This window comes from Hymenobacter arcticus (assembly GCF_054779975.1).
The window spans coordinates 199,733-211,313 of sequence record NZ_BAAGXF010000007.1 but is presented as its reverse complement, the minus strand read 5'-3'; the positions used below and the strand labels follow the sequence as shown (position 1 = coordinate 211,313).

The 11,581-nt window shown below is 64.6% G+C and carries 13 protein-coding genes; 11 read left to right on the top strand and 2 right to left on the bottom strand.

The features are described from left to right. Nucleotides 1-412 precede the first annotated feature (412 nt). Nucleotides 413-832: a hypothetical protein gene (locus tag ACYVGC_RS14035; protein ID WP_460584465.1), complete on the bottom strand. Its 420-nt coding sequence runs from the start codon at nt 830-832 to the stop codon at nt 413-415. Nucleotides 833-946: 114 nt separating this feature from the next. Between ACYVGC_RS14035 and ACYVGC_RS14030 the strand changes: the two genes are divergently transcribed. The 9 genes from ACYVGC_RS14030 (at nt 947) to ACYVGC_RS13990 (ending at nt 8,666) form a co-directional block, all read left to right on the top strand. Continuing rightward, entirely contained in the window at nt 947-1,336 is a 390-nt protein-coding gene (locus ACYVGC_RS14030; protein ID WP_460584464.1) for an S-adenosylmethionine decarboxylase family protein, read from the top strand. Beyond that, on the top strand, nt 1,333-2,799 hold the full coding sequence (locus ACYVGC_RS14025; protein ID WP_460584463.1) for a DUF4178 domain-containing protein: 1,467 nt from the start codon (nt 1,333-1,335) through the stop codon (nt 2,797-2,799). Before ACYVGC_RS14030 ends, ACYVGC_RS14025 begins: the two co-directional genes overlap by 4 nt. Nucleotides 2,800-2,814: 15 nt before the next feature. Beyond that, nucleotides 2,815-3,027: a hypothetical protein gene (locus ACYVGC_RS14020; protein WP_460584462.1), complete on the top strand. Its 213-nt coding sequence runs from the start codon at nt 2,815-2,817 to the stop codon at nt 3,025-3,027. A 100-nt stretch (nt 3,028-3,127) separates the two neighbouring features. After that, complete coding sequence (locus ACYVGC_RS14015) at nt 3,128-3,343, top strand: DUF350 domain-containing protein (protein WP_460584461.1); 216 nt, start codon at nt 3,128-3,130, stop codon at nt 3,341-3,343. Further along, on the top strand, nt 3,336-4,916 hold the full coding sequence (locus tag ACYVGC_RS14010) for a spermidine synthase (protein ID WP_460584460.1): 1,581 nt from the start codon (nt 3,336-3,338) through the stop codon (nt 4,914-4,916). The genes ACYVGC_RS14015 and ACYVGC_RS14010 overlap by 8 nt, the downstream gene beginning before the upstream one ends. 189 nt (nt 4,917-5,105) lie before the next feature. Next, nucleotides 5,106-6,761 carry a flavin monoamine oxidase family protein gene (locus ACYVGC_RS14005; protein ID WP_460584459.1) on the top strand — a complete coding sequence of 552 codons (1,656 nt, stop codon included), beginning with the start codon at nt 5,106-5,108 and terminating at the stop codon, nt 6,759-6,761. A gap of 82 nt (nt 6,762-6,843) precedes the next feature. Then, nucleotides 6,844-7,089, top strand: coding sequence for a hypothetical protein (locus ACYVGC_RS14000; RefSeq protein WP_460584458.1), 246 nt, complete (start codon nt 6,844-6,846; stop codon nt 7,087-7,089). A 50-nt stretch (nt 7,090-7,139) separates the two neighbouring features. Beyond that, the gene (locus ACYVGC_RS13995) at nt 7,140-8,207 is read left to right on the top strand and encodes a hypothetical protein (protein ID WP_460584457.1); all 1,068 of its coding nucleotides are present in this window, start codon (nt 7,140-7,142) and stop codon (nt 8,205-8,207) included. A 78-nt stretch (nt 8,208-8,285) separates the two neighbouring features. After that, nucleotides 8,286-8,666 (top strand): hypothetical protein, encoded by a 381-nt coding sequence (locus ACYVGC_RS13990; RefSeq protein ID WP_460584456.1) that lies wholly within the window; start codon nt 8,286-8,288, stop codon nt 8,664-8,666. A 33-nt stretch (nt 8,667-8,699) separates the two neighbouring features. Here the strand turns inward: ACYVGC_RS13990 and ACYVGC_RS13985 are convergent, their stop codons facing one another. After that, nucleotides 8,700-10,736: an RICIN domain-containing protein gene (locus ACYVGC_RS13985; RefSeq protein WP_460584455.1), complete on the bottom strand. Its 2,037-nt coding sequence runs from the start codon at nt 10,734-10,736 to the stop codon at nt 8,700-8,702. A 123-nt stretch (nt 10,737-10,859) separates the two neighbouring features. Here ACYVGC_RS13985 and ACYVGC_RS13980 point away from each other — a divergent pair, with 123 nt between their 5' ends. Continuing rightward, nucleotides 10,860-11,066, top strand: coding sequence for a hypervirulence associated TUDOR domain-containing protein (locus ACYVGC_RS13980; protein WP_460584454.1), 207 nt, complete (start codon nt 10,860-10,862; stop codon nt 11,064-11,066). Next, nucleotides 11,067-11,543 (top strand): hypothetical protein, encoded by a 477-nt coding sequence (locus ACYVGC_RS13975; protein WP_460584453.1) that lies wholly within the window; start codon nt 11,067-11,069, stop codon nt 11,541-11,543. Nucleotides 11,544-11,581: the final 38 nt, after the last annotated feature.

Genomic DNA, 11,581 nt, shown 5'->3' with positions numbered 1-11,581 from the left:
GGTTCAAGGCAAATCGTGTTATTGCAGAAAGAGTTTGCTACTCACTTGGGGCCATCCTCGTCGTGAAGGGAGTTAGCCAGACTCATATGCCAACGACAGCATCTACCATACTTGCCCTTATTGTGAGCGTGCTGACCTACTACTTGCTCTCGCGGCGAAAACGAAAATTATAACTGGTTTTCAAAGTAGTAAAACCCCTTTTTTGCTGATTTTTATTCGCAGCTAGAGGTGCGTGCTAAAGCTCCTGGCGGTGAGGGCAAGCCAATCGGTGGGCTTCTTTGCGTTTCAGATAATACGTTGTACAATAGGTTTTTAATGCGCAAAATCGTTTGTCATTGCGAGCGCAATGCAATGGAGCGCGGCAATGACAAACACTTTTGCGCAAATCTATTATCGACAATACTTTACGTCCCTAAACCCCCAAGCCAACCAGCCAGACTTCGGCATCCTTCACGCTGTCGAAGCGCTTGTAGATTAGCTCCGTGGGTGAGGTGCTCACCACTGACTGCGTGGAGAGGCGGTGCATGGGATTGGCCCCTTCCACAATGGCGCAATGCCGGAAACCGGCCAGGGCAATGGCACGGGGTATCCAGTTGCCGGTGAGCCAGGTTTGCGCGTCGCCGGGCAGGGGGGCGCGCTGCCCGTGCTCCGACAAGATGCGGTGGCTGCCCGTGCTCCGCAGCAAGGCCAGCGCCTGCTCATAATACGCCTGGATGGTTGCCAGCGGCAGGCGCTCGCTGCCCCAGGCCAAGTGCACGTAGCCAGCGGTGCGGTAGTATAAACGGCCGGCCTGGTTTTCAAAAAAAAGGGTTTCCTGGGCGCGGGGCTGCATAAAAACTGGCTGAAATAAAAGCCCGTAAAGTTAGGTCCTTGCGCCCCTACTCCGATATAAAGTCCACAATTACGCGGCATTCAGATTGGTAGTCTGAGTCGTAGTATTGCAGCCGTGACTACTGCCCCCCTGCCTCCGCCCGCCGCGCCCGCGGCGTACTCGCCCGGCCTGCACGTGCTGGCCACCTTCGGGGCACCTGCCGCCCGGCTGCGCGACGCGGCGGGCAGCCAGCGGTTCTTTGCGGCGCTAGTGGCCCGGCTGGGCCTCAGCAGCGTGGGCGAGGTGTACCACGCATTTGCCGAAAACGCGGGCTTCACGGCGGTGCTAGCCCTCACCGAGTCGCACCTCAGCATTCATACCTGGCCCGAGCACGGGCTGGCCACGTTCGACGTGTTTTTATCGAATTTTCGGCGTGACAACCACGCCACCGTGCGCCAGGTATACCAGGAAACGCTGGCGTTTTTTGAGGGCGACGAGCGCACGTACGCCGAGGTGCTGCGATGAGTGCTACCCCGTTCCCCACCCCGCCCCCGGCCACCGTGCCCTGCCCCAAGTGCGGCACCCGGCACCCCTGCTACGACCCCACCGCCAGCCGCTACTTTGGCTGCGTGAAGTGCCGCACGTACTTCTACACCAACCCGGCCACCCCGGCAGCCTCGACCCGCACCGTAACCGAATTCAGAAAGAAGCTGGTGCCCGGCCCTAGCCTGCCGCTGGGCACAGTAGCCACGCTGGGCGGCTACCGCTGCCGCGTAACCGGCTACCAAGTGCGCACCGAACGAAACGACAAATCGGCTACCTGGCGCGAGTACCAGCTGCGCCCCGCCGAGCTCCAGCCCACTCAGCCGGAGCCGGCCAATTTTCCGCTGCAGCTGGCCGAGTACCACGGGCACTGGCTGCTCATCAGGCGCGCAGCCGCCCACCCCGCATCCAGCGGCAAAAAGGGCTACAAAGAACCCACCTGGCGCGACGATACCACCGGCCGCCGCTACAAGCTGTGGCACCGCTACCAGCCCGAGGTAGTCGATGCCGAGGGCGAGTTTGACTGGGATATTCTGGAGGATGAAAAGCTCTTCATCACCGAGTTTATCAGTCCGCCCTACGTACTTGTGAGCGAGCACCTTACCAGCGGCCCGCCCGTCTGGTACCTGGCCGAGCACCTGGAGCTTGAGGCGGTGGCCACGGCCTTTGGCCTGCCGGCTGACCAGCTACCCAGCTGCTTCGACGTGGGGGCGGCGCAGCCCAACCCCGTGGCCGGCCCGGCGCTACTGCGCATAACCGTGCTGCTGCTGCTGGCGCTGCTGGGGCTGCGCGCGCTGGTGGGGCTGCTACGGCCCAGCACTACTACCACGCAAGAGCTGGTGCTACCCGCCACCCTGGCCCCGCAGTCAAGCAATTCCTTTGCGGTGCCCAACGACGCGCTACCGCGCATTGTAGCCTACGACTCGCTGCCGGCCACTCCTGCGCCAGCCGCCGCCACCCCGACGCCCGCGCCAGCCCCGGCGGCTGCCCCCGCCAGCACCATACTGGTAACCAACTCTTTTACCCTGACGGAACCCACGGCGCTGGAAATCGAGCTTACCATCCCGAGCCTGTCCAACCGCTGGGTGGAGGTCACGGCCAGCCTCGTGAACGAAGAAAACGGCCGGGGCTATGAGTTTACGCGCTCCATCGAATACTACTCCGGCGTGGAAGGCGGCGAGAGCTGGGGCGAGGGCAGCCGCTCGGCCGGGGGCGTGTTCAGCAACGTGCCCGCCGGGCGCTACCACCTCAACCTCTACCCCAGCGCCGAGCCCACCACCGAGCCCGCTGCGCTGCAAGTAACCATCGAGCAAAACACCGAGCTCACCACCAACTTCTGGCTGGCGCTGCTATTCGTGCTGGCCATCCCGCTGTTGCAGTGGTGGCGCTACAGCTCGTTTGAAAGCAACCGCTGGGAAAACAGCAACTTTGGCCTCACATCCTGAATTCAGCCCGCTAGCATGTTTGATTTTTTCACGAAGCTGTGGCCCTCCGTGCGTCAGTGGCCGCTTTATACGGTGCTGGGCGTGCTGGGCCTCACGGCGTTCACGGTGATGGGCCTGCGCGGCTACCGCCTCCTCGGCGACGACAACGAAAGCAGCGAAACCGAGCAAACCGGCCCGCGCCGCGCCGGCAGCCACGCCGGCTACGTGCACGGCTTCAATCATAAATAATTGTGAAGGAGTGAGTTGCGAAGGAGCAAGCTTACCACAAAACACTACTTCACTCCTTCGCAACTCACTCCTTCACAATTCACTCCTTGATACCTCGCTCATGGAATACCTCACCCCCAAGGCGCTCACCGCCTCTGTTGTGTACGCGCTGCTGGGCATCCTCATCCTGGTAATCAGCTTTTATATCTTTAACAAGCTGACGCCCGGCACGTTGCGCCGCGAAATACTGGAAGAGCACAACACGGCCCTGGCCATTATTGCGGCGGCTTTCATGCTGGCGGTGGCCCTCATCATTAGCGCCGCCATTCATGGCTGAGGGTTCTGTGTTGACGCGCCGGCGGCGGGCGCGGGCCGCCGCTACCACCGCCGAAGGGGCACCCCGGCCGGCGCTCTTGCTGGGCTCGGTGGCCGTGATTGCCACCTGCGGGCTGCTTTATGAGCTGATTGCGGGCACGCTGGCCTCGTACCTGCTCGGCGATTCGGTGACGCAGTTTTCGACCGTTATCGGGGTGTATTTGTTCAGCATGGGCGTGGGCTCGTGGCTTTCGCGCTACCTGGGCGGGTCGCTGCTGCGCTGGTTTATCCGGCTCGAAATCCTAGTGGGGCTGGTGGGCGGGGCGTCGGCCCCGCTGCTGTTTGGGCTGTTTGCGCACGTGAGTTCGTTTCGGGTGCTGCTCTATGGGGTGGTGGGGCTGCTGGGCACGCTGGTGGGGCTAGAAATACCGCTGCTGCTGCGCATTTTGCAGGGCCGGCTTGCATTTAAAGAATTGGTAGCCAGAGTTTTCACATTTGACTACGTGGGGTCGCTGCTGGCTGCGGTTATTTTCCCGCTGGTGCTGGTGCCCCGGCTGGGACTGGTGCGCACGGCGCTGTTGTTTGGGGCGCTGAACGTGGTGGTGGCGGGCGTGAGCTTGCTCTCGTTTGAGGAGACAAGGCCCTACCGGCGGCGCTACCTGGCCACCATTGTGGTGGCGCTGCTAGCGCTGGGCGCGGGCGTGGTGGGGGCCGAGCGCATTCAGCGCTACGCCGAGGGCGAGGTGTTTCAGGACACCGTTATCTACGCCCTCAGCACGCCCTACCAGCGGCTGGTGCTCACCGGCAACCACCGCGGCGAGTTGCGCTTGTTTCTCAATGGTAATCTGCAATTTAGCTCGGCCGACGAGTACCGCTACCACGAAGCGCTGGTGCACCCGGCCATGCAAGACCGGCCCCGCGCCCGCCAGATACTAGTGCTGGGCGGCGGCGACGGCCTGGCCGTGCGCGAGCTGCTGAAGTACCCGCAGGTGCAGCACATCCGCCTCATCGACCTCGACCCAGCCATGACGCGCTTGTTTCGCAGCAACCAGCTACTGCGCGAGCTCAACCACAACTCCTTGCACTCGTCCAAAGTCGAGATTCACAACGCTGACGCCTACACCTGGCTACGCCAGGACACCGCCCGCTACGACGTAGTGCTGGTCGATTTTCCCGACCCCGGCAACTACTCCATCGGCAAGCTCTACACCACCGCTTTCTATCAAACGCTGCGCCAGCGGCTGCGGCCGGGCGGGCTCGTGGTGGTGCAGGCCACCTCGCCCTACGTGGCGCGCCAGGCCTACTGGTGCGTGGTGCACACGCTGGCGGCCAGCGGCTTTTCGCCGGTGCCCTACCACGCCTACGTGCCGTCGTTTGGCGAGTGGGGCTACGTGCTGGCCCAGGCCCAGCCCGGCTCCTGGCGGCCCCACGGCAGCCCGCTACCCGCCGGCCTGCGCTACGTGACGCCCCAGGTTATCGGCCTCATGCGCAGCTTCCCGCCCGATATGGCTGAGGTGCCCACCGAGGTGAATCAGCTGAATAACCAGGCGCTGGTGCGGTATTTTGAGGAAGAATGGGGACCGTATGGGCAGTGAGCAGTGAGTAGTGAGCAAAAAACAGTCTGTCATTGCGAGCGCAACGCAGTGGAGCGTGGCAATCGCACCAGAACGATACCCACGCCAGTCGTTCGTCAGTCGTTTTGAGGCGATTGCCGCGCTCCACTGCGTTGCGCTCGCAATGACAAACGATTATTATACAACTAATTATCTTTCAAATACTAACCTATGTCCCTCCCCCGTCGCCAGTTCATTACCCAGGCCAGTGCGGGCGTGGCGGGCACGCTGCTGGCGGGGCTGGTGGGCAGCGTGCCCGGTTGCACGCCCGCCCAGTCGGCCGTGCAGGGCAAATTGCGCGGGGCTGGCCACGCGCTGGGGCACCGCCTGCGCACGCCCGGCGGCCTACCTGCGCCCACGCGCAGCCAGGAGGTTGATATCCTGATTATTGGCGGCGGCGTGAGCGGCTTGGCTGCTCGGCGCGCGCTGCACCAGTTGGCCCCCGCGCGCGCCACGCTGCTGCTGGAAATGGAGGCCGACACGGGCGGCAACGCCGCCGCCGGCCACAACGCCCGCACCGCCTACCCCTGGGGCGCGCACTACCTGCCCCTACCCGATGCCCGCGATACCGAGCTGCTAGCCTTTCTGCAAGAGGCTGGTATTCTGACCGGTTATGGGCCCACCGGCCTACCCATTTACGACGAAACCGCCCTCTGCCACGACCCCGCCGAGCGCCTGCTTTTGCACGGCCACTGGCAGGCTGGCCTGGTGCCCGAGGCGGGCGTGCCCGCCGCCGACCGCGCCGAAATTGCCTGCTTCCTAGCCGAGATGGAGCGCCTGCGCCGCGCCGCCGGCCCCGACGGCCGCGACTTGTTCCGGCTACCGCTCGACTGGTCAGTGGCCGATGCCAGCGCCCGGCAGCTCGATGCCGAGTCGATGGCCGACTGGCTAACCCGCCACAACTACCGCTCGCCCTACCTGCGCTGGTACCTCGACTACTCGTACCGCGACGACTTTGGGGTGCCGGCCGCGCAGGTATCGGCCTGGGCGGGGCTGCACTACTTCGCCGCCCGTAAAGGCCGCGCCCACAACGCCCCGCCCGATGCTGTGCTCACCTGGCCCCAGGGCAACCACTACCTCGCCGCGGCCCTGCGCCGCCAGGGCGGCAGCGGGCCGGTGCAAGCCAATGCACTGGTATTCAGCATAAAGGAAGCCGCTGATAACCGGGTTGAAGTACTCGCTTTCGACAACGCCACGCAGCAAACCACCCGCCTGCTGGCCCGGCAGGTGGTGCTGGCCACGCCCTGGCACGTAACCAAGCACCTGCTGGCCGCGCCGGTGAGCCTGCCGCAGCTGGCCCCGCTGCACGCGCCCTGGCTGGTGGCCAACCTCACGGTGGCCGGCTACCCCGGCGGCCCCGGCCAGCCCCTGAGCTGGGACAACGTGCGCTACGGCAGCCCGGCTCTGGGCTACATCGACGCCGAGCACCAGGCCCTGCGCGGCTTCGAGGGCGACGAGCCGCGCCACCTCACCTTCTACTGGGCCCTGCCCACCGACCCACTCGATGCCGTGGCCGCCCGCCGCCACGCCCTGGCCAGCACCTACGCCGACTGGCGCACCTTGGTGCTCACCGAATTAGACCTCATGCACCCCGGTCTGGCCGCCCAGGTGCAGGCCGCCGAACTCTGGGTATGGGGCCACGGCATGGTGGCCCCCACGCCCGGCTACGTGTGGGGCGCGGCGCGGCAGCAGGCCCGCCAGCCGCTGCTGAGCGGGCGCGTGCACCTGGCCCACACCGACCTCAGCGGCATCTCCCTTTTTGAGGAAGCCTTTCACCAGGGCCTGCGGGCGGCGCGGGCGGTGCTGGCGGGGCCGCTGGCTAGCTGAGGAGCTGAAAATCTGAGGCTTCTGCTTGCCATCGCCGGGCGGCGGGCCGTATAAGTAGGCTTCACCAACAGCTTTTCCTTTTATGAAACAAGCATTTTTTGGCCGCACCGTGGCAGCCTTGCTGCTGGGCGGCCTGCTACTGGGTGCCTGCGGCGGCAACAGCAACACCTCCACTAGCACGCCCACCAGTACGCTGGGCACCGACTCGGCCGCCACCAAAGTAGGCGGCATGCCCACCGACACGGCCAATACCACGGGCGGGGTTATGCCCGCTCCCAAGGGCGGCACCGGCCCCAGCGGCACCACCAACGGCACCGGCGCTAATTAACCGCCACCAAGAGAAAAGGGGCATGAGCCGGTGCTACTTTGCACGCGCTCATGCCCCTTTCTGTGTTCAACTCACAACCCTGGCTTCGTTCGCCGCGCTACGACGGCTGGTTTATTCTGGCTCCGCCGTTTTTGGCGTTGGCCGTGGTGGCGCTGTTGCCGGCCAGCTACCGGCAGTCGGCGGCGTTTCCGCTGCTGGCCTGGGTGGGCGTGGTGCTGCTCATCGACGTGGCGCACGTGTACGGCACGCTGTTCCAAACGTATTTCGACCCAGCGCAGCGCCAGCGCAGGCGCGGGCTTTTACTGCTGGTGCCGCTGGGCTGCTACGCGGGCGGCGTGGCCTTGCACGCGGCGGGCGGGCTGGTGTTTTGGCGGGCGCTAGCCTACTTGGCCGTGTTTCACTTTGTGCGGCAGCAGTACGGGTTTTTGCGGCTGTATGCCCGGCGCGAGGCGGCACTGCCCGGCGCGTGGCTGCCCGCGGTGCTCATTTACGCCGCCACGCTTTACCCCTTGTTGTACTGGCACTTATCGCCCCCGCGCCACTTCAACTGGTTTGTGGACGGTGACTTTGTGCAGGTCGATTGGCCGCTGGGCCGGTACCTGGCCACCGGACTCTACGCGGCGCTGCTGCTCACCTATGCCGGCCGCGAAATCTGGCTTTATCGCCGCACCGGCACGTTCAACCTGCCCCGCAACCTGCTGCTGGCGGGCACGGCCAGCTCGTGGCTGGTGGGCATTGTGCTCTGCAACGGCGACCTCATTTTTACGCTGCTCAACGTGGTGGCGCACGGCGTGCCCTACCTGGCGCTGGTGTGGAGCCGGCGGCCGGCCGGGGCCACCGGGCGTGGCTGGTGGGCCGGTCGCTACGGGCTGGCGCTGTTCCTAGCGGCCCTCGCGCTGTTTGCGTTTCTCGAAGAAGGCCTGTGGGACGGCCTGGTGTGGCGCGAGCACCCCGCCGTTTTCGGCTGGTTTCAAAGCCTGCCCGTAGTGGCCGCGCCCGGCCTGCTAATGTGGCTGGTGCCGCTGCTGGCCCTCCCCCAAAGCACTCATTACGTGCTCGATGGCTTTATTTGGCGACGCAGCTACCAATCCTTACCCGAGGGGAAATCTTCAAATTAGGCAGCCTCAGACTGACAGGCATTAAACAAGTTTCCCTCATTGCTGATTAGAGCGTTACTTTCTGCTTACTTTTCGGCCATGCAAACCGCCTATCCAACCACCAGCGACCTGTGCACCGCGGCTTGGCTCAAGCAGTTTGCGGCGCGGCTACCCGTGTACGCCACCAAGTACCAGATTGCGGAAGCCGAGGCGGCTGCCCTGCAAAGGGCCACTGCGGCTTACCTCGATGGCCTGGGCGAGCAGATTTACCGCGTTACGCAGGCCATTTTGCAGTTTACTGCCGCGCCCTACGCGGGCAGTTGGCCACCCGCCGCCGTGCCTCGCCGGCCCACTATGCGGTGGCTGCCGCAACAGGCAATAGTGCTCGGCCAGCACATCCTCACCCACGCCACCTACGACCCGGCCGATGGCTGCGCCCTAGGCCTGGTATGCGAATTATCAGGCTACTGGCCGGCCTAGACCAGCCAGCAATCCGATATCTTAACTTATTGATTATTTGGTAATTACCAGCTCTACCCGGCGATTGAGCTTGCGGGTTTCCTCGCGGTCGTTGCTGAACTTGGGCCGTGAGCCACCGTAGCCCACGGTGGTAATGCGGCTGGCGGCCACGCCCCGGCCCACGAGGTAGCGCTTCACGGTGGCCACGCGCTCTTCGCTGAGCACCTGGTTTTTATCGGCCGGCGGCTCGTTGGAGGTGTGGCCTTCAAGCCGAATTTCCAGCTGCGGGTTGTCCTTCAGCGACTCGGCCAGCTTGTTGAGCGTGGGGTACGACGAGCCCAGCAGTTGGGCTTTGCTCTGCACAAAAAGCAGGTCGGCCAGGTCGAGGCGCGAGCCCACGGTGGCGGGCGTGAGGCGCGGCTCGTAGCGGCGCGACTCACCGGCCCGCACCGTGAGCGTATCGATGCGGGTGAGCAGGCCGGCGGTGGTCGTCAGGCGGTAGCGGCCGGGGGCCAGCGACATCTGGAATCCCACGGCATCGGCGCGGGCCGTGCTGCGGAAGTCGATGGGGCCGCCTATCATCAGGGCCTGCACTTCGGCTCCTCCTACTATAGGCTGGCTGGTGCGGCCGTCGAGCACGCGGCCCGTGAGCAGGGCGCGGGGCTGGCTCATGGGGTCGGCGGCGGCCGCGATAATGGCCGTGGAGTCAATCACCGGCGGCGGGCCGGGCGGGGTGCGAAACAGCTTTTTGGGCGACGTGTCCTTGGCCCCGGTGCTGGCGTAGTAGGCCGTGCCATCGGGCCCAAGCGCAAAAAATGCGTCGTAGCCAGGGCCGTTGAAGCGCGGCCCCAGGTTTTGGGGCGGGCTCCACTTGGTCCAGTCCTCGTTGAGGCACTGGGTCACAAAAATGTCGGCCGAGCCGTAGCCCTGGTGGCCGTAGGAACTGAAATACAGCGTTTTGCCATCGGCCGCCAGCCAGGGGGCAAACTCGTAGCCCGGCGAGTTCACGACCGCGCCCAGGCTCTGGGGCGCGGTGTAGCCGCCCGCCCCATCGGGCCGGCTGATATACAGGTCGTTGGCCCCCTGCGAGTCTTCGCGCTCTAGGCTCAGCAGCAGCACTTTCTCATCGGGCGTCATGAAGAAGTTGGTGGCCGGACTGGTCGAGCCGAAGCCCGCCACGCGCACCGGCGCGGGCCGCCCGCTGCCCCCCACGGCCACCCGCGACACGCTTTCGTCGCGGAAGCCGCTGGCGTCGTAAGTGCCGCGCAGCAGCAGCGCGGGGCTGCTAGCCGGGCCTACTACGGCCTGCACGGCGTTGTTCTGGGCGGTGTTGAGGCCGGCCGGGCTGGCGAGGTGGGTGGGCGCGCCCCAGGTGCGGCCTTGGTCGGTGCTCTCACTCAGCCAGATATCGGCGCTTTCGGCTACGCCTTCTACGTTGCCGGCAAACCGCGTACGGCTGAAATACAGGCTTTTACCATCGGGGGCGGGCACGGGTTGCAGCTCATTGCCCGCCGGCGAGCTGAGGGTCGGCAACGGCTCGGGCGCGGCAAAGTAGGGCGGCCCCGTAGCCAGCCGCAACTGCAACTGAAACAAGCGCCACTGCTGGCTGAGGCGCCCCACGCTGCGCGCCGCCACAATGGCCGTGCTGTTAAATTTGTCGTTGGTGGCCAGCGTAGCTACCCGGCCATCGAGCCGGTTTTCGAGTTGAAACGAGCCCACGATACCCGTGGGCACCAGCCGCCACTGCTGGCCCAGCCCGCCCGTGAAGGGCCGCTGCACCAGCGGCGTGTTGGCCCCGGCGGGGGCCGTGGGGTTCACTTCCAGGGTCAGGCAGAGGCCGCTGTGCTTGGCTTCGAGGCGGTAATACTCGCCCCCTTCGCGAATGAGCACCAAGTGCCACTGCTGGCTGAGGGCGTGGGTAAACTCCCACTGCACGGCGGCCGCGCCGCTGGTGGTGGCGGCCCGCGCCACGTCGAGGCTGCGCCCGCTGGCACGGTTAATCACGCCGTAGAGCGCCTTGCTATCGGGGGCCAGCGGGGCCTGGGCCGCGGCCGATAATGCTAGTAAACACAGGAAAAATACTCTAACCATACGGTAAAGGTCGGACCGCCGCCCGAAATGGCCGGGTTTTTGGTTTATTCGCCCGCACCGCCCGCGAATCTTCTGGCTTTATTATGCGTTCAAACCCAACCCTCTACTAGCCACTTCCCACCCATGCGCAAAGGCACCCAGGTAAGCTGGAAATACGGTACCGGCACGGCCACCGGCAAAATAGAATCCGTTCATAAAGAGCCGATTACCCGCAAGCTCAAGGGCAGCGACATCACCCGCAACGGCTCGGCTACCGACCCCGCCCTGCTGATTGTGCAGGAAAACGGTGACCGCGTACTCAAGCTCAAAAGCGAGGTTAAAGCTCTTTAAATGAGGAATCTAAATAAAGTGGGCGCATCGCTTTCCGATACCATTGCCGACGGCCGGCTGCGCTACTACTCCGTGCACTACCAGGCCGCGCCGCCCCTCATCCGGGGTACCGTGCGGCACCCACTATCGGCCACCGAGCTCACGGAAGCGTGCGAAATGCTGCTGGAGCACGCCCAGCGCCACCAGTGCCCCTACTGGCTGCTCGATGGCCGCGCCGATGCCTCGGGCCGGCCCAATGATGTGTACGAGTGGATGACGGAAGAATTTTTGCCCCGCGTACACCGCACCCTGGGCCGCGTGCCCTGCCTGGCCTTTATTGCGCAGGCCGAGTTCTGGCAGGAGCTGCAAGCCAGCCACTACGCGCCGCCCGCGCCGGCCCTGCTCTCCCCCACGTACCGCACGGGTTGGTTTGTGGACGAAGCCATCGCTCAAACTTGGTTAAATCAGTTTCGGCCTACTTTGGGCCTTAAACCATAATTTATTGATTACAAGATACTTATTAGTCTTTAATATAC